Origin of the sequence: Luteimonas gilva (assembly GCF_005239095.1) — a bacterium.
GTDB classification, from domain to species: Bacteria; Pseudomonadota; Gammaproteobacteria; order Xanthomonadales; family Xanthomonadaceae; genus Luteimonas_C; species Luteimonas_C gilva.
Genome location: NZ_SZUA01000001.1, coordinates 1,159,864 through 1,179,640 on the forward strand (window position 1 = coordinate 1,159,864; position 19,777 = coordinate 1,179,640).

At 66.6% G+C, this 19,777-nt stretch carries 24 protein-coding genes and 1 pseudogene; 15 read left to right on the forward strand and 10 right to left on the reverse strand.

The window, feature by feature from the left end; all coding sequences use genetic code 11:
- Positions 1 to 48: 48 nt before the first annotated feature.
- Positions 49 to 657, reverse strand: a complete 609-nt coding sequence (locus FCE95_RS05420; protein WP_189644641.1) for a class I SAM-dependent methyltransferase — start codon at positions 655 to 657, stop codon at positions 49 to 51.
- Between the two features lie 89 nt (positions 658 to 746).
- Between FCE95_RS05420 and FCE95_RS05425 the strand changes: the two genes are divergently transcribed.
- On the forward strand, positions 747 to 1,277 hold the full coding sequence (locus tag FCE95_RS05425; protein WP_137265927.1) for a hypothetical protein: 531 nt from the start codon (positions 747 to 749) through the stop codon (positions 1,275 to 1,277).
- Positions 1,278 to 1,364: 87 nt separating this feature from the next.
- On the opposite strand, the gene rlmKL is transcribed toward FCE95_RS05425, so the two are convergent.
- From rlmKL to FCE95_RS05440, 3 genes are read right to left on the reverse strand one after another with little or no spacing between them, the layout of a single operon-like run.
- Positions 1,365 to 3,515, reverse strand: a complete 2,151-nt coding sequence (gene rlmKL, locus FCE95_RS05430) for a bifunctional 23S rRNA (guanine(2069)-N(7))-methyltransferase RlmK/23S rRNA (guanine(2445)-N(2))-methyltransferase RlmL (protein ID WP_137265928.1) — start codon at positions 3,513 to 3,515, stop codon at positions 1,365 to 1,367.
- Between the two features lie 3 nt (positions 3,516 to 3,518).
- Complete coding sequence (locus tag FCE95_RS05435) at positions 3,519 to 4,043, reverse strand: alpha/beta hydrolase (RefSeq protein ID WP_137265929.1); 525 nt, start codon at positions 4,041 to 4,043, stop codon at positions 3,519 to 3,521.
- 30 nt (positions 4,044 to 4,073) lie between these two features.
- Positions 4,074 to 4,580, reverse strand: coding sequence for an MOSC domain-containing protein (locus FCE95_RS05440; protein ID WP_137265930.1), 507 nt, complete (start codon positions 4,578 to 4,580; stop codon positions 4,074 to 4,076).
- Positions 4,581 to 4,586: 6 nt separating this feature from the next.
- On the opposite strand from FCE95_RS05440, the gene FCE95_RS05445 reads away from it, so the two are divergent.
- The 5 genes and pseudogenes from FCE95_RS05445 to FCE95_RS05465 all read left to right on the forward strand — a co-directional run.
- Positions 4,587 to 5,189, forward strand: a complete 603-nt coding sequence (locus FCE95_RS05445; protein WP_137265931.1) for an N-acetylmuramoyl-L-alanine amidase — start codon at positions 4,587 to 4,589, stop codon at positions 5,187 to 5,189.
- Between the two features lie 127 nt (positions 5,190 to 5,316).
- Positions 5,317 to 6,213, forward strand: coding sequence for an acyl-CoA thioesterase II (gene tesB, locus FCE95_RS05450; protein ID WP_137265932.1), 897 nt, complete (start codon positions 5,317 to 5,319; stop codon positions 6,211 to 6,213).
- A gap of 4 nt (positions 6,214 to 6,217) precedes the next feature.
- Positions 6,218 to 7,042: a putative signal transducing protein gene (locus tag FCE95_RS05455; RefSeq protein ID WP_137265933.1), complete on the forward strand. Its 825-nt coding sequence runs from the start codon at positions 6,218 to 6,220 to the stop codon at positions 7,040 to 7,042.
- 21 nt (positions 7,043 to 7,063) lie between these two features.
- Complete coding sequence (locus FCE95_RS05460; RefSeq protein ID WP_137265934.1) at positions 7,064 to 7,294, forward strand: hypothetical protein; 231 nt, start codon at positions 7,064 to 7,066, stop codon at positions 7,292 to 7,294.
- Between the two features lie 87 nt (positions 7,295 to 7,381).
- Positions 7,382 to 8,158 (forward strand): annotated as a pseudogene (locus FCE95_RS05465) (RNA polymerase sigma factor); the annotation flags it as partial.
- A 608-nt stretch (positions 8,159 to 8,766) separates the two neighbouring features.
- On the opposite strand, the gene FCE95_RS05470 reads toward FCE95_RS05465, so the two are convergent.
- From FCE95_RS05470 to FCE95_RS05485, 4 genes are all read right to left on the reverse strand, one after another.
- A complete protein-coding gene (locus FCE95_RS05470; RefSeq protein WP_137265936.1) occupies positions 8,767 to 9,129 on the reverse strand; it encodes a hypothetical protein in 363 nt (120 codons plus the stop codon).
- A 34-nt stretch (positions 9,130 to 9,163) separates the two neighbouring features.
- Positions 9,164 to 9,925, reverse strand: a complete 762-nt coding sequence (locus tag FCE95_RS05475; protein WP_137265937.1) for a LytR/AlgR family response regulator transcription factor — start codon at positions 9,923 to 9,925, stop codon at positions 9,164 to 9,166.
- Positions 9,918 to 11,177: a sensor histidine kinase gene (locus tag FCE95_RS05480; protein WP_223266783.1), complete on the reverse strand. Its 1,260-nt coding sequence runs from the start codon at positions 11,175 to 11,177 to the stop codon at positions 9,918 to 9,920. The genes FCE95_RS05475 and FCE95_RS05480 overlap by 8 nt, the downstream gene beginning before the upstream one ends.
- A 218-nt stretch (positions 11,178 to 11,395) precedes the next feature.
- Positions 11,396 to 12,025: an EF-hand domain-containing protein gene (locus FCE95_RS05485; RefSeq protein WP_137265939.1), complete on the reverse strand. Its 630-nt coding sequence runs from the start codon at positions 12,023 to 12,025 to the stop codon at positions 11,396 to 11,398.
- Positions 12,026 to 12,164: 139 nt separating this feature from the next.
- Between FCE95_RS05485 and FCE95_RS05490 the strand changes: the two genes are divergently transcribed.
- Both FCE95_RS05490 and FCE95_RS05495 read left to right on the forward strand, forming a co-directional pair.
- Positions 12,165 to 12,902 (forward strand): arginyltransferase, encoded by a 738-nt coding sequence (locus FCE95_RS05490; RefSeq protein ID WP_137265940.1) that lies wholly within the window; start codon positions 12,165 to 12,167, stop codon positions 12,900 to 12,902.
- Positions 12,899 to 14,116 (forward strand): endonuclease/exonuclease/phosphatase family protein, encoded by a 1,218-nt coding sequence (locus FCE95_RS05495; RefSeq protein WP_137265941.1) that lies wholly within the window; start codon positions 12,899 to 12,901, stop codon positions 14,114 to 14,116. Before FCE95_RS05490 ends, FCE95_RS05495 begins: the two co-directional genes overlap by 4 nt.
- 103 nt (positions 14,117 to 14,219) lie before the next feature.
- Here FCE95_RS05495 and FCE95_RS05500 read toward each other — a convergent pair whose 3' ends face one another.
- Both FCE95_RS05500 and purT read right to left on the reverse strand, forming a co-directional pair.
- Positions 14,220 to 14,549 carry a hypothetical protein gene (locus tag FCE95_RS05500; protein WP_137265942.1) on the reverse strand — a complete coding sequence of 110 codons (330 nt, stop codon included), beginning with the start codon at positions 14,547 to 14,549 and terminating at the stop codon, positions 14,220 to 14,222.
- Positions 14,550 to 14,589: 40 nt separating this feature from the next.
- Entirely contained in the window at positions 14,590 to 15,792 is a 1,203-nt protein-coding gene (gene purT, locus FCE95_RS05505; protein WP_137265943.1) for a formate-dependent phosphoribosylglycinamide formyltransferase, read from the reverse strand.
- Positions 15,793 to 15,940: 148 nt separating this feature from the next.
- On the opposite strand from purT, the gene FCE95_RS05510 reads away from it, so the two are divergent.
- The 7 genes from FCE95_RS05510 to FCE95_RS05535 all read left to right on the forward strand — a co-directional run bounded on the left by FCE95_RS05510 (position 15,941) and on the right by FCE95_RS05535 (position 19,774).
- Positions 15,941 to 16,849 (forward strand): hypothetical protein, encoded by a 909-nt coding sequence (locus FCE95_RS05510; protein WP_137265944.1) that lies wholly within the window; start codon positions 15,941 to 15,943, stop codon positions 16,847 to 16,849.
- A 198-nt stretch (positions 16,850 to 17,047) separates the two neighbouring features.
- Entirely contained in the window at positions 17,048 to 17,911 is an 864-nt protein-coding gene (locus FCE95_RS05515) for an SPFH domain-containing protein (RefSeq protein ID WP_137265945.1), read from the forward strand.
- A gap of 7 nt (positions 17,912 to 17,918) precedes the next feature.
- Entirely contained in the window at positions 17,919 to 18,104 is a 186-nt protein-coding gene (locus FCE95_RS05520; protein WP_137265946.1) for a type II toxin-antitoxin system antitoxin, read from the forward strand.
- Complete coding sequence (locus FCE95_RS05525; RefSeq protein ID WP_137265947.1) at positions 18,101 to 18,277, forward strand: DUF4177 domain-containing protein; 177 nt, start codon at positions 18,101 to 18,103, stop codon at positions 18,275 to 18,277. The genes FCE95_RS05520 and FCE95_RS05525 overlap by 4 nt, the downstream gene beginning before the upstream one ends.
- Positions 18,278 to 18,300: 23 nt before the next feature.
- Positions 18,301 to 18,423, forward strand: a complete 123-nt coding sequence (locus tag FCE95_RS17370) for a hypothetical protein (RefSeq protein ID WP_262982795.1) — start codon at positions 18,301 to 18,303, stop codon at positions 18,421 to 18,423.
- 65 nt (positions 18,424 to 18,488) lie between these two features.
- Complete coding sequence (locus FCE95_RS05530; RefSeq protein ID WP_137265948.1) at positions 18,489 to 19,253, forward strand: CPBP family intramembrane glutamic endopeptidase; 765 nt, start codon at positions 18,489 to 18,491, stop codon at positions 19,251 to 19,253.
- Entirely contained in the window at positions 19,250 to 19,774 is a 525-nt protein-coding gene (locus FCE95_RS05535) for a PH domain-containing protein (RefSeq protein WP_137265949.1), read from the forward strand. The genes FCE95_RS05530 and FCE95_RS05535 overlap by 4 nt, the downstream gene beginning before the upstream one ends.
- The last annotated feature ends 3 nt before the right edge of the window (positions 19,775 to 19,777 follow it).

Consider the following 19,777-nt stretch of genomic DNA (forward strand, 5'->3'; position numbering starts at 1 on the left):
AATGCGGCCGCAGGGCCGCGCCAACAGCGCCGCCGGTGGAACGCAGGGTTACGCGGTTCCGCTCGCCTTGCGGTAGACGTAGACCGTCGCCGGCGGCACGTTGCGCAGCACGAAACCGCCGCGCTCGGCTTCCAGGCGCAGTTCGCGCGCCACCGAATCGGCCAAAGGCGGCTGCGGGCCGTAGGTGAATTGGATCAAGCGGCCGTCCGGACGCAGGCAATCGAAGGCGGCCGCGTAGATATCGCGCTGCAGCCAGCGCTCCATCGACAGCACGCCCAAGCCGGAAACGATGGCGTCGGCCGCGCCCTCGCCGGCGAAGCCCTCGGCCGCGGCGATTTCGCGCAGGCGCCGCGCGTCGCCGTGCACGACGTGCGTTTGCGGGAAGCGCCTGCGCAGGCGCGCGTGCATGGCGTCGTTCAATTCCAGCACCAGCAGATCCTGCGGCGCGATGCCGTGCGCCAGCAGCGCCTTGGTCAGGGCGCCGGTGCCGCCGCCGAGCTCGATCACCCGGCGCGCGTCCGCCGGCAGTTCCGCGACGATCGCGGTGGCCAGTTCGGGACTGGACGGCGCGATCGCCGCGGTGCGGCGCGGATGCTTCAGCCATTGCCGCAGCATCAGCATCCAGGGGGGCAGGACATCGCTAAGGTGGGTATTCATACCTGCATCATGGCGCCTGGGATATTCCGGCTGCGTTAAGCGCCGCAGGCGGATCGTAACCCAGCCGTCCGGCCGCCGCGGTGATCGCCATGAAAACGCCTCTTCTCGCCTTGCTCGCTTCGGCACTGGCATTGGGTGCCGGTGTTTCTACGGCCGCCGGCCCGACGCCGCGGACCCCGATCCGGCCCACCGGCGATTGCCTGGTCGCCCGGCAAGTATTGGACTGGGGCGTGGTCGACGACCGTCGCCTGGTGGTCAAAAGCCTGGGCAAGCGCTATTACGACATCCAGCTCGCGCACAGTTGCCGCGATTTGAACCGCCGCCCCTATCTGACTTTCCGCGACGGCCTGCGGCCGACGCGGTTGGGCTCGGGCCTGGGCTATCGCCGCGGCACCGGCAGCGATCCGGTCACCTCCGACGGCCGCATCTGCGGCGACCTCGGCGATGCGGTGATCCCGGTCAGCGGCGTGCGCAACGGTCTGGAAATCCCGTGCCGCATCGGCAATATCCGCCGCATCGACGAAAACACCTTCGAAAGCGTGTTCGGCCGCGATTCGCGTTCGGCGAACGCGTTGCTCGATTCGGCGCCGACGGTGAATCCGCGCGCGGTCTCGCGCTGACCCGCTTTTGTAGGAGCGGCTTTAGCGCGAGCTTTTTCCACAAAGTCGCTGCGACCCGATCGGAAAAGCTCGCGGCTAAAGCCGCTCCTACAAAAGAGCGGTAATGCGCCAAGCTTGATGGATCCGCGGATTGCGCGCGAAGTCCGGCGGAATGGTCTGCGCCGTGATGTCGGCGCAATCGGCGAATTGCGACACGGCCTGCGCGTCCAGCCGGAACCGGCGGAAATTGTTCGAGAAATACAGCGCGCCGCCGGGCGCCAGCCGCGCGACCGCGGCGCGCAATAGGCGCACGTGCTCGCGCTGCATGTCGAAATCGTCGGCACGCGCCGAATTCGAGAACGTGGGCGGGTCGCAGAAGATCAGATCGTATTGGCCGCGATCGGCTTCCAGCCAGGCCAGCGCATCCGCTTGCGCCAGGCGATGGGCGCCGCCGCCGAAGCCGTTCTCGCGCAGGTTGTCCGCGCACCATTGCAGATAAGTCGCCGACAGGTCCACAGTTGTCGTCTGGCGCGCACGGCCCGCGGCGGCATGCACCGTGGCCGCGCCGGTATAGCCGAACAGATTGAGGAAGCGCGCGTCTTCGGCTTCTTCGGCGATCCGCAGGCGCAGCGGACGGTGATCGAGGAACAAGCCCGTATCGAGATAATCGAACAGGTTCGCACGCAGGCGCACGCCGCCTTCGCGCACGACGATCCACTCGTCGCGGCGGTCGAAACGGCCGTATTTGCTGCCGCCTTTGCCCCGCTCGCGGGTCTTGGTCGCGATCCGCTCGCGCGGCAACGCGAACGCCTCCTGCGCCGCCGCCAGCAGTTCGCGGAAACGCCGGCGCGCGGCTTCTTCCGGGATTTCGGCCGGGGCCGCGTATTCCTGCACGTGCAGCCAGCGCCGTTCGGGATCGTCGGCTTCGGCGTAGACGTCGATAGCGGCGGCGTATTCGGGCAAGTCGGCGTCGTAGATCCTGTAACAGCTCACGCCTTCGCGCTCGCGCCAGCTTTTCGTATTCCTGAGGTTCTTGCGCAAGCGGTTGGCCACCATCTGCGCGCCTTCGGACAGTTCGCGCGGTTGCGCGGCTTCGCGCACGGGCGGTGCGATCGGGTCGCAGACGATCAACGCGCATTCCAAGGCGCCGTTGAACACTTGGTATTTCTTCTGCGCGCGCAGGCCGGTGGCGTGGGCGAGCTCTGCGTCGCCGCATAAAAGGCTTGCGCGCCAATGCGGCACGGCACGTTTCAAGGCGTCGCCGAGTCGGCGATACAAGGCGGCGTCCGCCGCGAGGCGGGCGTCGTAGGGAGGATTGCAGACGACCAGGCCGCGGTTGGTTTCCTCGGCTAAAGCAGGAGTGGCGAGCTGATCGACCGAAGACGCTTGCCAATGAACCAACTCGGATACGCCCGCCATCCACGCATTCTGTTCTGCGGAGCGGATCGCTTTGGCGTCCGAGTCGCTGCCGAAAAACCCCGGACGCAACTTCGCGCGGCCGTCGGCTTCACGTTGCCGCGCTTCTTCGACGAGCTTCTTCCAGGCTGCCCCGTCGAAACCTAACCACCGACTCGGCGCGATGTCGCCGTGCCGCAGCAACCCCGGCGCGACGTCGGCCGCCATCAGCGCGCCTTCAATGACCAGCGTGCCGCTGCCGCACATCGGATCCAGCAGCGCGCCGCCTTCCGCATACGCCTTCGGCCAACCGCCGCGCATCAACACGGCCGCCGCCAAGGTTTCTTTCAACGGCGCTTCGCCCTGCGTCTGGCGCCAACCGCGGCGGTGCAGCGGCCCGCCGCCGAGATCGACCGACAGGATCGCCCTGCCCTTGCGCAGCACCAGATTCAAGCGCAAATCCGGCGCTTCGACATCCACCGACGGCCGCGCGCCGCTGGCGCTGCGCAGCACGTCGACCACCGCGTCCTTGGTCCGCTGCGCGGCGTAACGGGCGTGGGTGACCGCCGTGCCGGAAACGTGCGCGTCGACCGCGAGCGTCATCTCCGGCGTCAGATGCCGCGTCCAATCGATCGCGGCGACGCCGGCGTAGAGCGCGTGTTCGTCCGCGCAATCGAACTCGGCCAGCGGCCACAATACGCGGCTCGCCAAGCGCGACCACAACACTGCGCGCAACGCATCGGCTTGTTCGCCTTCCGCGTTGACGCCGGCCGCGGCCGCGGTCGCCTTCGCGGCGCCGAGCGCGAGCAGCTCGTCGGCGAGCAGGTATTCCAGGCCTTTGGCGCAGCTGGCGAAGAATTTCATCGGCTACAGCGAACGCAGCAGTTCGGCGAAGGCCCGCGCCGAAGTTTCGACGTTCGCCGACAGCCGGTGCGAATCGTCGACCATCAACAGCCGCGCGCGGCGGCGATGCGCCCAGTCGACGACTTGTCGCGCGGGAATCAGTTCGTCGTTCCAGCCGTGCAGAATGCTTGTCGGGACGATGGCCGCATCGAGTTCGGGCGCTTCGCCCATGCGGATCGGCGGCGCCACCAGGAACAGGCCGGCGACCGGTACCTGCAGCGAGACCAGGCCCGAAACATAGGCGCCGAGGCTGGAGCCGGCCAAGACCAGCGGACCCCGCGCGGCGGCCGCTTGCGCCAAATCCAATAAACGCCGCAAGCGCGCGGGCACGTCGCCAAGTTCGGTGACTTCGCGCTTGGCGTCCAAGTCGGTGTAATCGGGCCGCTCGTGGGTCCAGCCGAGCGCTTGCGCGGCTTCGGCCAAGGCGGCGACCTTGGTCGCGTCCGGACCGCTTTCGAAACCGTGGGAAAGTATGCAGTGGCCGCGCATGTTCAGCGGGTCTCCGTGCCGGCGGCGGAATCAGTCGTCAACCGCCACCACCCCGTCGCCGACGCGCAGCGAACCGCTTTCGAGGATGCGCGCGCACAGGCCGCCATGGCCGCGCATCGCGTTGTAGCCGCCGGGGCCCAGCGCGGCTTCCATCCGCGAACAAGGGTCGCAACTGTCGGTGCCTTCGACCAGCACGTCGCCGATGCGGAATTTGCGGCCCTTCAATGCGATCAGCGGAATGCCGGCCACCACAACGTTGCGCCGGAGCAATGCGGGCGGCACGGCGTCGCGGCCGGCCAGCGCGGCGATCGCCGGCAAATGTTCGGCCTGGATCAAGGTGATGCCGCGCTTGCCGCTGCCGCTGGCCTTCATATAGCGGTCGCCGACCAGGCCCTGGCCGGCGACGGCTTCGACCGAGGCGACGCTCTCCATGGCCACGTCGCGGGCCGGCCGCAGGCCGATCCAGTCGACCCGCCCGCCGCGCGGGAACTGCGACATCAACCGGTACAGCTCGGAATCGGGCGAAAGCGTGGCCATGCGCGAATGCTAGCATCGCGCCTGGCTTCCCGCCCTGCCCGACCCGTGCCGATCGACCCTTTGCCCTACGAATCCAGGCTGGACGAACGCCCGTTGTCGGCGATCGATCTGGTGGTGATCCACTGCACCGAATTGCCGGATTTGGCCACGGCGCGGCGATACGGCGAACGCGTGCTGTACCCCGCGCCCGACGCGGCCGGCGGCACCGGCAACAGCGGCCATTTCTACATCGACCGCGACGGCAGCGTGCACCGCTACGTGACGCCGGAGCGCGTCGCGCACCACACGCGCGGCTACAACCCGCGTTCGGTGGGCATCGAATTGGTCAACACCGGCCGCTATCCGCATTGGCTGGATTCGCGCCACCAAGCGATGGACGAGGCCTATGCGCCGGCGCAGATCGAAGCGCTGATCGGCCTGCTGAATTCGCTGCGCGCCGCTATTCCGAGCTTGACGACGATCGCGGGCCACGAAGATTTGGATACGGCCGAAGTCGAAGCCAGCGACGATCCGACCCGCAAGGTGCGGCGCAAACGCGATCCGGGGCCGATGTTCCCGTGGAAGCGCGTCTTGGATGCGGTCCCGCTGGAGCGTTTGCGGCCCTTGTAGAGTCGAGCCTGCTCGACTGCTTTTGTCGGTCGGCCCGTAAATCAAGAGCAGTCGAGCAGGCTCGACTCTACAAAAGCGCAGCGAGCGGGCCCGTATAATCGAGGGCCAGCCGTAGGCCAGACCGCCCATGACCTCCGCCGTCTCCGAACTGATCGAATTGCTCTCGCTCGAGCGCCTGGAGGACGACCTCTTCCGCGGGCAGAGCCGCGACATCGGCACCAAATACGTGTTCGGCGGCCAGGTGCTGGGGCAGGCCTTGTCGGCGGCGCAGGCGACGATGCAGCAGCCGCGCGAGGCGCATTCGCTGCACGCCTATTTTTTGCGCGCCGGCGACATCGACCATCCGATCGTGTACGACGTCGACCGCACGCGAGACGGCGGCAGTTTCTCGGTGCGCCGGGTCAGCGCGATCCAGCACGGCAAGGTCATTTTCTTCTGCGCGGCCTCGTTCCAGGAAAACGAACCCGGCGCCGAGCATCAGTTGTCGATGCCGGAAGTGCCCAAGCCGCACGACATCGAACCCGCGCACGCGGTGCCGCCGGAAGTGCTGGCCAAGCTGCCGACCAAGGTGCAGCGCTGGCTGAGCCGGATGGGGCCGTTCGAATTCCGCCACGTCTACCCGCGCGACGAACTGAATCCGCCCAAGCGCCCGCCGTTCCAGCAAGTCTGGTTCCGGCTGGCGGAAAAGGTCGGCGATGCGCCGGAGCTGCATCGCGCCCTGCTCGCTTACGCTTCCGACTTCCATCTGCTCGGCACCGCGACTTTCCCGCACGGCATCAGCTACTACCAGCCGAACGTGCAGATGGCTTCGCTCGATCATGCGCTGTGGTTCCACCGCCCGTTCCGCGCCGACGATTGGCTGCTGTATTCGATCGACAGCCCCAGCGCGCAGAATTCGCGCGGCCTGGCGCGGGGCATGATCTACGACCAGCAAGGGCGGCTGGTGGCCAGCACCGCGCAAGAGGGCTTGATCCGCGTGGTCGGCGATGCGGCGGCAGCGGCCCAGGTGCCGGCGAAGGAATGATCCGATGAGACAGGTATTCAGCAGCGCGCGCCTGGAAAACGTGGAAAAAGTCGCGCAGATGCTCGAGGAAGACGGCATCGAGGTGCGGATCACCAATGGCCGCTCGTACAAGGGCAAGGTGCGGCGCAATTTCAGCTACCGCGACGGCGGCAACGACGGTCCGCAGCCGGCGGTGTGGATCGTCAAATCCGAAGACCAGCCGCGCGCGCGCCAGATACTGCGCGAAGCCGGCTTGATCGACAGCACCCGCAGCCCCGGCGAGAGCTATCTGGCGCCGACCTTCATCGATGTCGAACCCGCGAAGGCGATGCGGACGCCGCAGAACAAGGTGTTCAAGCTGAAGGTGGGGATATTGCTGGCGATCGTCGCGATCCTCGGCCTGATCATGTTCCAGACCTTGCACAAACCGTCGGCGCCCGCCTCCGTTGGCGGCCCGATCGGTCCCGCAGCGACGCCGGTCGCATTGGCGCAGGCCGTTTTCGCGGCCGAAATACAGCCCGGCGACGCCAAGGTCGCGTGCTTGACCATCGACGGCCGCGACGCGCCGGAATCGCTGATGCCCGCGTTGACGCGGCCGAACTTGGCGGTCGCGCCGGGATCCAGCTGCGTGCGCGTGGCCGCCGAAGGCAGCGGCAGCTATTCGCGCAGCAACCGCAGCCCGGCCGTGCTGGTCGACATCGACGGTTTCCGCCGCACTTCCGCCGACACCGCCGAGATCCGCTACAGCGCGTACCGGCATCGGTTGCGTGCGACCTACAAGACGCTGGAAGTGCAGCAAGTCGGCGGGCAGTGGCGGATCGTGCGTACGCTTAAACACGTCTCCGCGTGACCGAACGCGGATCGCGCCTGAATGGATCACGTCACGGCCGTCAAGCTCCAGCGCTGGCTCGTCGCCACCGCGGCGATCTTCGCGATATTGGTTCTCGCCGATAAATTCGGACTAGGGTTCCGCCCTCTCCGGCTGGGCTCGGTGGCCTCTTGGCAGGATGTCGGGAAGAATCTTCTCAGTCACTTTGCGTTATCGATATTCGCCGGCAGCCTTTTCTTTTTCTTCGGCAGGAATTCGAGTAAAGAGGGTTGAGCCAGCCCTGCCTGCAAAACCAAGAACCGGCAGTCACATTGTCCGTCCCGCCGCGTCCTGGTATCTAGATCCCGCGAGCCGGACCCCATGAACGCCGAAAACATCGATCTGCTGATCCGCCACGAATTGCCCGCCGCGGCGGGCGGCGACCGCGACGCCTACGGCCGGATCGTCGCCGCTTGCCAGAACACGGTGACCGCGGTCGCGCTGGCGATCACCCACGACGTGCCGACCAGCGAGGACATCGCCCAGGAAGCCTTCCTGTCGGCCTGGCAGCACCTCAAGCGGCTGCAGAATCCGGCCAGTTTCCTGCCCTGGCTGCGCCAGATCACCCGCAATCTGGCCCGCGACCATCTGCGCGCCAACCGCCAGCGGCCGCTGGACGGCGAAACCGCCGAATTGGCCATCGCCCTGGCCGCCGATCCGGCGCCGACGCCCGCACAGAAGATCATCGAAGACGAACGCGAGCGGGCCGCCGCGGAATTGATCTCGGCTCTGCCCGAGGACAGCCGCGAAATCCTGCTGCTGTTCTATCGCGAAGGCCAAAGTTCGCAGCAAGTCGCCGCGCTGCTCGGCTTGTCCGACGCGGCCGTGCGCAAGCGCCTGTCGCGCGCGCGCCAGGACCTGCGCGAGGATCTGCTGAAACGCTTCGGCGAACTCGCGCGCAGCACCGCGCCCGGAGCGGCCTTCACCGCGATCGTCGCCACCGCCTTGACCGTCGCCAGCCCGCCCGCCGCGGCCGCGGGCATCCTGTCCGCCGGCGCGGCGGTCGGCGCGAAGACGTTCGGCAAGATCCTGCTCGGCGCGGCGGGCAGCATCGGTTTCGCCGTCGTCGCCTCGTTCGCGGCGATCTACTTGGGCCTGCGCAGCCAATTGCGCGGCGCGATCGACGAAGAAGAGCGGCGCGGCTTGATCCGCAGCGCCGCGATCAATGCGCTGGCTTCGATCGGTTTCGTGATCGCGTTGCTGGTCATCGCTTACGCCACCACGGGCTGGATGCCGGCTGTGCTGGCGACCGTCGGGTTCATGGGGATCATCTTCTACCAGAGCCTGGTCGTGCAGCCGCGCGTACTGGCGCGCCGGCACGCGTTGGAAGCGGCGCGCGACCCGGCCAAGGCCGCCCGCGATCGCCGCAGCGAAAAGATCAAATGCTGGATCGGCGTGTTTTTCGGCGTCGCCGGCGGACTCGGCGGCTTGATCGGCGGATTGATCACTTCGGGGCGGATCTAATCCGGGAATCGAGCGTTTTTCGGCCAACATGCCAAGGCTCGAAACGCTTGTATCGTTTCGCTCCCTCTCCCGCTTGCGGGAGAGGGCTGGGGTGAGGGCGCGCAGACTGTCAGGCCGCGTCAAACCCTTGCTTACAACGATGCGATATTCGTTCGTAGCGCGAGAAACGTTCGTTCGCCGCTATCTTCCGGTTGCGCGTGCCCTCACCCAACCCTCTCCCGCAAGCGGGAGAGGGTTCCGGGCTATTTGAGGCAACCCGGCGCGATGGGCTTCTTGCCGTAACCGGCGCAGAACTTGAAGCCTTCCGGCAAATCGGCGATCTCCCGAGACGCGCCGGCCTTCAGCGCGAAATCGGTCACCGGGATCGGCTTGCAAGCGCCCTTGCCGCTGCCCGCATCGCAATCGGCGAGGAATACGGCGAATTCGCAGCTGCCTGCGACGCTTTCGAGGCATTGGAATTTCGCCAAGGCTTTGCGGGCGGTGACGCGGACCGCGTTCGATCCGGCCGGCCCTTTCGACGACATCGTGGTCACTACGGTCTTCTCGCGCCCGTCGCAACCCAGCATGCTCAGGGTGACGGACAACACGCCGATGAGCAGGCGCACGAACCTTCCTTGCATAAACGAGCGCATGGCGTCCTCACATGTTGCGGAACAGGGTCATGAACGGCTGGCTGACGGTCAGGGTTTCGGGCCGGTTCTTCAAACGCAGCGTGCCCCTGCCGCTGTCGTCGCGCGAGACCGATGCGACCGCCTTCAGATTGACGATGGTGGAACGGTGGATTTGCTTGAACGTAACCGGGTCCAAAGCGTCCAGCAGTTCGCGAATCGGCTTGCGCAGCAGCGATTCGCCCTCGGCGGTCATCACCACCGTGTATTTGTTGTCGGCGCGGAAATAAGCGACGTCGTCGACCATGATCAGGCGCGTTTCGCGGCCGGCGCTGGCGGTGATCCAGACCAGGGGCTCGGCGCTCTTGCGCTGCAGCCCCAATTTTTCGATCAGCGCGGCGATCACGCCGGCATCGTTCTGCCCGGCGACGGCGCGCGTCTGCAGGCGCTGCACGGCGGCGGCCAGGCGCTCGCGCGCGACCGGCTTGAGCAGATAGTCGACTGCGCCGGTTTCGAAGGCGTCGATCGCGTACTGGTCGTAAGCGGTGACGAACACCACCTGCGTCGCCGGGCTGATTTCGGCCATCGCCGCGGCCACTTCCAGGCCGGTCAGGCCGGGCATGCGGATGTCGAGGAAGGCCACGTCAGGCCGGTGCTCGGCGATGGCTTCCAGCGCTTCGCCGCCGTCTTCGCATTCGGCGACGATTTCCAACTGCGGCCAGGCTTCGCGCAGCATCGCCACCAGCGCATGGCGCAGCAAGGCTTCGTCTTCGGCGATTACGCATTTAGGCATGGGCCTGGCCCTCGCCGATCGCGGTCGGCACGACGATGGTCGCCGCGACGCCGCTGGGGAAATTGGACACGATCGCGAACGAAGCCGACGAACCGTAAGCCAGGCGCAAACGTTCGCGCACGTTCTTCAAGCCGATGCCGGTGCCGCTGCTCTGGACGTTGAACCCTTGCCCGTCGTCGGCCACGGTCACCGCTACGCCTTGCTCGTGGTCGCGCGCCAAGATCCAGACCGTGCCGCCGCCGGATTTGGGCTCCAGGCCGTGCTTGATCGCGTTCTCCACCAGCGTCTGCAGCATCATCGCGGGAAACGGCACCGACTGCAGGCGTTCGGGCACGTCGATCTGCGTGTTGAGGCGCGCGCCCATCCGGATCTTCAGGATTTCGAGATAGGCGCGGGCCCGCTCCAATTCTTCGCCGAGCGTGGACGCCGAATTCTCCGCGCTTGGCAGCGAGTGGCGCAGATAGGCGATGAGGTTGCCGAGCATCTCGTCGGCGCGCTGCGGATCGTTGCGGGTCAGGTACTGGGCGCTGGCCAAGGTGTTGTAGAGGAAGTGCGGCTCGACCTGCGCATGCAGCAGACTCAACTTGGCGACGGTGAGCTCCTTCTCGGTGACGGTCTGCTCGGCCTTGGCCTGTTCGCTGCGGCGGCGCTCGGCCACGCGACGGGTGATGGCGCGGGTGATCGCTTCGGCGTTCTCCAGATTGGTGCCGTCGTCGACCTTGAACCAATCGCTCCAAGCCGGACTTTCCGGTTCGCAGATCAGCAGCAAGCTGCCGGCGTCTTGGCCCGGCGTCACCGTGGCCAGGATCTGGTTGCGCTTGTTGCCCAGCCAAGCCAGCGGGTTGTAGCGGCTCGGCGATTTGTTGCTGTACGGATCGATGCGTCCCACCTTGGCGCGGATCTGCAAACTGTCGCGCGCGCTTTCGACTTCCTCGGTGCGCGGCAGTTCGCGGACCGCGGCGTCGACCAGATCGAAAGCCTCGCCGGCCTCGAACGGAATCTCGACTTGGCGCCGCTGCCGGTTGGCCAACGTGGTCGCATCGACCTTGCCGGCGATCAGCCGCACTCGCCGCACGTGCGAAAAAGCGCCGGTGATCACCAAAGCCATGGTGACCACGAACAGCAGCACGAAAGGCCAAGGCGGGCCGTTCTGCATGCCGCCGAACAATCCGGTGATCAGCAGCGTCGCCAGGAAGAAGCCGAAGAACCAGGCCGCGGCGATGCGGAAGACGAAGAACAGACTGGCGATCACGGCGGCACCGGCATTCGGAGATTGCCGCGGAGCATAGCCGGGCCCTTGCGCGGCGTCGCCCGGCGAACGACGAAACCGGGGATCGGCCGATGGAACGGCCCAGGACGGCTGCGAAGCTTTGCTTCCCCTTTGAAGGGGGAGGAGCAGCCAAAAAAAAGCCCGGTCTTGGGGGCCGGGCTTCCCACGAACTAGCGTAGGCGAAAGGGGATGCGGTCGTTTCAGTTCCGCGGCGGGCGCGGCGCCTGCATTTCGTCGCGGCTGATGCTGCCGTCGCCGTTCTTGTCCATGCGCTGGAAACGCTCGGCGCCGCGCGCCTGCCATTTCTTCTGGAATTCGGCGCGGCGCTTGGCGTCGGCGGCGTCCATTTCGGCCTTGGACAACTTGCCGTCCCTGTTGGCGTCGGCCTCGGCGAACCATTTCTCGCGGCGTTCGCGGCCCATCTGCTCGCGGTCGCTGCGGTCGACGAAGCCGTCCTTGTTGACGTCCATCTTGTCGAAGCGTTCGGCGAATTTCGGATCGGCGGCGGCCTCGGCCTTGCTGATCCGGCCGTCGCCGTCCTGGTCGGCCTGCATCATCCGGCCGCCGCGATGGCTGCCGTGGCGGCCGCGCCACTGCGGGCGTTCGTCGGCGGTGAGCCTGCCGTCCTTGTTCTTGTCCAATTGGTCGAAGCGGGCGGCGAAGCGCTCGGATTGGGCTGCTTCGCTGCGGTCGATCGCGCCGTCGCCGTTGGCATCGAGCTTGACGCGCGGCGCGCCCTGCGCGGCCGGGGCGGCGCTCTGCTGCGCGAAGGCGGTGCCGGCGGCGGCCACCGCCAAGGTCAAAGCGGCGTACAGGATCTTGCGGTTCATCGGTATCTCCGGTTCCGGCGGCGCGGCGCCGCCATGCGTGGTTCAACGCACGGCCCGGCGTCCGGATGACACGCCGGCGGCCGTATTCAGGCTGCGGACAGTCGCGAAGGCTGCGATGGGCAGGCGCTATGCTTGAGCGATGGGAACCGACCCCCAACACGACACCGAAGGCCTGCGCCTGTTCGACACCGGTGCGCATCCCTGCGGCTACTGGCCCGAGCGCACCGCCCGCGATCTGGTGCTGGACCCGCGCGATCCGCGCTTGGCCCAGCTTTATCCGCTGGCGCTGAGCTGGGGCTTCCGCCGCTCGGGCGACATCGTCTATCGCCCGCACTGCGGCGCGTGCCACGCCTGCGTGGCGGTGCGGGTGCCGGTGAACGATTTCGCGCCGAACCGCAGCCAGCGCCGCTGCTTGCGCCGCAACGCCGACGTCGAAATGCGCGTGGTCGCGACGATCCGCACCGACGAGCAGTTGGCTCTCTATCAGCGCTATCTGGCGATGCGGCATCCGGCCGGCGGCATGGACGGCCACGGCGCGGCGGAATACGACCAATTCCTGGTCGGCGCCTGGGCCACCGGCCGCTTCCTCGAATTCCGTGCGGACGGACGGTTGTTGGCGGTCGCGGTCACCGACCGCGTCGAGAACGCGTTGTCGGCGGTCTACACCTTCTACGATCCGGAAGAAACCGCGCGCAGCCTAGGCACGCTGGCCGTGCTGCAGCAGATCGCTTGGGCCAAGCGCGAGCGGCTGCGCCATCTGTATTTGGGCTATTGGATCGAAGGCCACCGCAAGATGGACTACAAGCGCCGCTTCCAGCCGCTGGAAGCGTTCGACGGCCGCCAATGGCGGCGGATGGAGCCCGGAGAGGATGCATGAAGTTCCCGATCGCGGCCGCAGTGGCCGCGTTGCTGGCTTGCGCGGGCTGCGTGCGAGTCGTCGTGCACGGCGATCCCGCCGCCGTGGCCGCTGAAGGCGGGCATTCCTTGCGCATCGCCACCTACAACACGTCGCTGTACAGCGACGAGGACGGCGGGCTGATCCGGCGATTGCACGGCGACGATCCGGCCGCGCGCAAGATCGCCGCCGTGCTGCAAAAAGTGCGGCCCGACCTGGTGCTGTTGAACGAATTCGACTACGACGACGCGCATCGCGCGGCCGATCTGTTCCAACGCCGTTATCTCGAAGCCGCGCAACCCGGCGGCGGCGAAGCTTTGCGATATCCCTATCGTTACCTCGCTCCGGTCAATACCGGCGTGCCGAGCGGATTGGACCTGGACGGCAACGGCAAGATCGGCGGCGCGGGACGCGAGCGCGGCAACGACGCCTGGGGCTACGGGCTGCATCCGGGCCAATACGGCATGCTGGTGCTGTCGCGCTATCCCATCGATGCGCAGGCCGTGCGCACTTTCCAAAAACTGCCGTGGAGCGCGCTGCCGGATGCGGCGCGCCCGGTCGACCCGGCGTCGCGCCGCTTCCACTATTCCGATGCGGTCTGGAAGCGGCTGCGCCTGTCTTCGAAATCGCATTGGGACGTGCCGGTGCGCACGCCGCTGGGCACCGTGCATTTCCTGGCGTCGCACCCTACTCCGCCCGTGTTCGACGGGCCCGAGGATCGCAACGGCGCGCGCAACGCGGACGAGATCCGTCTGTGGCGCGAATACGTCTCGCCCGGCGACAAACCCTGGCTCTGCGACGACCGCGGCCGCTGCGGCGGCTTAGCGGGAGATGCCTTGTTCGCGATCGCAGGCGATCTGAACAACGATCCGGTCGACGGCGACGGCCGCCACGAAGCAATCGTCGAACTGCTGGAGCATCCGCGCGTGCTGCGCTACGCCACGCCCCGCAGCGAAGGCGCCGCGGCGGTCGCCGCCGCTTATGCCGCGACCGGCGTCCATCATCGCGGCTCGTCCGCGCACGCTACCGGCGATTTCGGGCCGAAGGCGGGGACGTTACGGCTGGATTACGTGCTGCCGTCGGTCGGTTTCGCGCTGCAGGACAGCGGCGTGTTCTGGCCCGCAGAAAGCGATACGGATGCGGCCATCGCCGATGGCAGCGATCATCATTTGGTGTGGGTGGACGTGGCCCGCTGAGGCTTGCTGTTCTTGTGGGAGCGGCTTCAGCCGCGAGCTCTTTTTTACAGCTCGCGACAAGCTAACCGTAAGACTTCGCGGCTGAAGCCGCTCCCACAAAAGATCACGGTTTCGGCTTGTCGCTCGATGGCGCTTCCATCGGCGGCATCGCCGGCTTGGCGTTCGTCTGCGGCGCGAAGCCGAACGAACCGTCGCTGTGCGCGGACACGATCATCCGGACCATGCCGCTGGGCACCATCAATTCGATATCGACCGGATGGCCTTCCGCGTTCTTGCCGCGCAAAGTCATCTCGATCAAGGCGCCGCCGGTGTCGATTTCGTTGCACAGCACCCACGGCTCCGCGCCGGGCATCAGATAAGGCTTGATCGCCTCGCCCAACGCTTCCAACGCTTGCGGAAAGAAAAAGACAGCGTAGCCCTGGGTACCGTTCATGCATCCGATCCTGGCAGTGGAAGTTGTACTGCGCGCCGGTTCAGTCGCGCAGTTCGATGGAGATCGCGGCCGCGGCTTCGCGCGCGATCGCGCGCGCCTGCTCGACGTCGTCGGCCTTGGCCAAGGTCACGCCGACCCGGCGATGGCCTTCAACCCGCGGCTTGCCGAACAGACGCAAGGCGGTGTCCGGCGCGTGCAAAGCCGCTTCCAGCCCGGCGAACACCGGCACGCCGTGGCCGTGCGCCAGCAATGCGCACGACGCCGATGCGCCGAGCTGGTGGATCCGCGGAATCGGCAAGCCCAGGATCGCGCGCGCATGCAGCGCGAATTCGCTCAGGTCCTGCGACACCAGCGTGACCAGGCCGGTGTCGTGCGGCCGCGGCGACACCTCGCTGAACCAGACTTCGTCGCCCTTGATGAAGAATTCCATGCCGAACACGCCCCAACCGCCGAGCTCGTCGCTCACCTGGCGGGCGATGCCCTGTGCCAGCGCCAGCGCGCGCGTCGACATCGGTTGCGGTTGCCAGCTCTCGCGATAGTCGCCGTCGCGCTGCAGATGCCCGATCGGCTCGCAGAAACTGGTGCCGTCGTGGTGGCGCACGGTCAACAAGGTGATCTCGTAATCGAAATCGATGAAGCCTTCGACGATGGCGCGCCCCGCACCCGCGCGGCCGCCCTTCTGCGCGTAGTCCCAAGCGGCATCGACATCGTCTTGGGTGCGCACCAAACTCTGGCCCTTGCCCGAGGACGACATCACCGGCTTGACCACGCAAGGCAGGCCGAGCTCGGCGACCGCGGCGCGGTATTCCTCGTGCGTATCGACGAAACGGTAGGGGGAGGTCGGCAATTGCAGCGTTTCGGCGACCAGGCGGCGGATGCCTTCGCGATCCATGGTCAAGCGCGCGGCGCGCGCGGTCGGGATCACCCGCGGCGCGCTGCCTTGTTCGGCGAATTCGCGTTCCAGTTGCACCAGCGTCTCGGTGTGGATCGCTTCGATCTCGGGCACGATCAAGTGCGGCTTTTCCAGTTCGATCAGGGCGCGGATCGCGGCGCCGTCGAGCATGTCCAGGACGTGGCTGCGGTGCGCCACTTGCATGGCCGGCGCGTTCGCGTAGCGGTCGGCGGCGATCACCTCCACGCCGAAGCGCTGCAGTTCGATCGCCACTTCCTTGCCCAATTCTCCCGAACCGAGCAGCAGCACGCGGGTGGCTTGCGGGGACAGCGGCGTGCCGAGGGAAAGCATCTTCGATTCCATAATGAGTCGCGCCAATTCTAAGCTCTTGTGGGAGGGGCTTCAGCCCCGACCGCCATGTCGGGGCTGAAGCCCCTCCCACAAAAGCGCACGCAACGCCGGACTGTCGCGTTTCGGCCCGCCATGCCATCCTGAAAGCGTGAAGCCGCGACTGCGCCCCCTGCCGTTGGCCACGACGCTCGCAGCGCTGCTCGCGCTGGGCGCCTGCTCGCGCCCGCAGCAGCCGTTCGCGCAGCTGTCCGGACTATTGCTCGATTCCCAGCTCGACGAGGTCAGCGGCCTGGCCGCGTCGCGCCGCCACGGCGACGCGTTGTGGCTGCTGGACGACGGCGGCAATCCGGCCCGCCTGTTCGCGGTCAGCAAGCGCGGGCGCAAGCTGGCGACGCTATCGGTGGAAGGCGTGGTCAAGACCGATTGGGAAGACTTGGCGGCATTCGAATTGGACGGCCGCCGCTACCTGCTGATCGCCGATACGGGCGACAACGGCGGCTTGCGCAAAACGCTGCAGTTGCATGTGGTCGAAGAGCCCGAGCGGATCGCCGACGGCGCGGTGCGGCCGGCCTGGTCCATCGCGTTCCGCTGGCCGGACGGCCCGCGCGATTGCGAGGCGGTGGCGGTGGATGCGGCCCGCAACCAAGTGCTGCTGATCAGCAAGAAAAGGCAACCGCCGGAATTGTTCGCGCTGCGATTGCGGCCCGGACCGGAAAAAATGCAGACCGCCGCCCTGCTCGGCCATCTGGCGGGCGTGCCGCAAGCCAGCGCAGAAGAGTTGCGCGAGAACGAAACGCTGGCGCGTCGGCGCAACCAAGTCACCGCAGCCGCGCTATCGCCCGACGGCAAGACCTTGGCGGTGATGACCTACAACGACCTGCTGCTTTATTCGCATCGCGGCGATGAAACCTGGGCGCGCAGCGTCGCTCGGCGCCCGCGCCGTCACGAGCTGCCCTGGTTGCCGCAGGCCGAAGCCCTGGACTGGGCCCAGAACGGGCGCAACCTGTTCGCCACCGGCGAGTTCTCGCCTGCCCCGCTGCTCTATCTCAGCCCGTAGCCCGGGTCGAGCGAAGCGCTACCGCGCCGCCGAGATATGCATCCCCAAGCTACTCAGCGCGCCGCCACGCGTGCGGAAGGCAACTCAATTGCGCTCAATTAATTGATTTAATTGGATATTTATAGACATCTTGCGCGTCTGATATCAATTTGATATCAATATCTCACGGCCATCCGGCCGCACCGCCGAGAACGCGTCATGAAAGAGAACCCGATCCGCTCCTCCGCTGGCATCCCGGTCCTGCTGGGCCTGCTCGCCGTCATCCTGTTCTGCGGTTGGCTGATATTCCATGGCGCGTCGACGCAGCAGCCGCTGTTCGCCGTGCTCGGCATCGCCCTCGGCATCGTCGCCGTGTTCTGCCAATTCGGCCTGTACATGGTCGAGCCCAATCAGGCCGCGGTGCTGAGCCTGTTCGGCAAGTACATCGGCACGGTCAAGGAAAACGGCCTGCGCTGGAACAACCCCTTCTACGGCAAGAAGAAGGTCAGCCAGCGCGTGCGCAACTTCGAAAGCGGCAAGCTCAAGGTCAACGAACTGGACGGCAGTCCCATCGAGATCGCCGCGGTCATCGTCTGGCAGGTCGTCGATTCGGCCGAAGCCGTGTACAACGTCGACGACTACGAAAGCTTCGTCCACATCCAATCCGAATCCGCGCTGCGCACGATGGCGACCAGCTATCCCTACGACCAGCACGAGGAAGGCCAAATCGCCCTGCGCAGCCACGCGGCCGAGATTTCGCTGCATCTGAAGAACGAACTGGCCGAGCGCCTGGCCGACGCCGGCGTGCAGGTCCTGGATGCGCGCATCAGCCACCTCGCCTACGCGCCCGAAATCGCGCAGGCGATGCTGCAGCGCCAGCAGGCGAACGCGATCATCGCCGCGCGCACCCGGATCGTGGCCGGCGCGGTCGGCATGGTCGAGATGGCACTGGCCGAGCTGCAAAAGAACGGCGTGGTGCATCTGGACGAAGAGCGCAAAGCGCAGATGGTCAGCAACTTGCTGGTGGTGCTGTGCGGCGAACGCGCCACGCAACCCATCGTCAACGCCGGCACGTTGTATTAAGCGCGACGTGGCCGACAAGAAAGCCTATCCGCTGCGCATCAACGCCGACGTGCTGGCCGCGGCGCAGCGCTGGGCCGACGATGAATTGCGCAGCTTGAACGCGCAGATCGAATACGTGCTGCGCGAGTCGTTGCGCAAGGCGGGCCGCCTGCCGAAGGCGCAAAGCGACGAAAATCCGGAGAGCGAACCATGAGCCGACGCTGGAAATATTTGACCGTGGAGGTAAGCGCTTCCTGGACCGGCGCGCTGAAGCCGCAAAAGATGCAGGAAGAATTGGACAAACACGGCGCGCAGGGCTGGGAACTGGTCAACATCGTCGTTTCGACCGGTCACCCCGCGGTACTGGTGTTCAAGAAAGAAATCTGAAACCCACTCCGGAGGAGATCGCCATGCTGCACATCGTCCGTTTGGTCGAACGCCGCTTCCCGCAACATGCCGGACGCGTCGCGCCGCTGTTCATGGTGTTGTCGCTGCTCGCTCTGCTCGTCGGCGCGGGGCTGCGCCTGGCGTGAACAGCCGCGTTGTCCCTGCCGACAAAGCCGGATCCGCGGCGCCCCTTATCCCGCTCAAGCCGGATATGAAGCTCGCCGCGATCTGGGGCACGGCTGCGGGCATCGCCGCTGCGGCGTTGATTCCTTACGTCGCGCAATTGATGCCGGAAAAATTCGCCCGCTTGCCGGTATCGCTACCGGTGGTAGCCATCGCTCAAGGCGCGCAAGCGCTGGTGCTGATCGGCTTGATGGCCTTGCTCGGCTTGCGCATGGGCCATCGCGTCGGACTCGGCAGTCCTCTCCTCCACGGCTGGATCAATCTTCGGCGCAAGCCCAACTGGCGCGCGCTGCGGCCGCTGCAGGCGATCCTGATCGGCGTGGCCGCGGCCGTCCTCGTGGTCGCCGCGTCCGCGTTCCTCGATCCGATGCTGCCGAAGATGCTGCATCCTCCAGCGAAAGCCGGCGCCGCGGCGTCCGCGCTGAACGGCTTCCTGGCCTCGTTCTACGGCGGTATCGCCGAGGAATTGCAGTTGCGTTTGTTCTTGATGACGCTGCTGGTGTGGCTTGTCGCGAAATTGCGCAAGACGGCGCCGTCCGACCCGGTCTATTGGGCCGCGATCGTCGCCGCCGCGCTCTTGTTCGGCGCCGGGCATCTGCCCGCTGCGCACCAAGTTTGGGGCCTGGACGCCATCGTGGTGTTCCGCACCGTCGTATTGAACGCCCTCGCCGGCCTGGCGTTCGGCTGGGTGTATTGGAAGCGCGGCTTGGAGATGGCGGTGCTGGCGCATTTCAGCGCCGATATCATCCTGCACGTGCTGGCGCCGCTGGTCCATTCGGGAGCCGTCGCATGAGCCAGGAATTCGCGATCCGCCCGGTGAGCCCTTATGCGTTTGCGCTGCCGGGCTTAGCGCTAGTCGCGGCGGCGGCCGGCGTGATCGTCGTCATGTACCGCGGCGATCCGAAAGTAGCCTGGGTGTTCCCCATCATGCTGCTGTCCGCGGGCTTGATCACCTCCATCTTGCGGCGCAGGCGCGTGAGCTTGGAAGACGGCGTGTTGACCGTCGCCGCCGGTTTCAATACCCGCAGGGTCGGCATCGGCGAAATCGACGTGGACGGCGCCCGCATCGTGGATCTGGCCGAACACACAAGCCTGAAACCCGCACTCAAGGTGATGGGCAGCAGCCTGCCTGGCTACAACGCCGGCCATTTCCGTCTGCGCGATCGCAGCAAAGCCTTCCTCTTGCTCAGCAGTCGTTCGCGGGTGCTGGTGTTGCCGGAGAAAAACGGCGCCAAGCTCCTGTTGAGCCTGGAACGGCCGCAAGCCTTGCTGGATGCGCTGCAACGCGTGGCGGAACGGCGCCCCGCCCGCTAATCT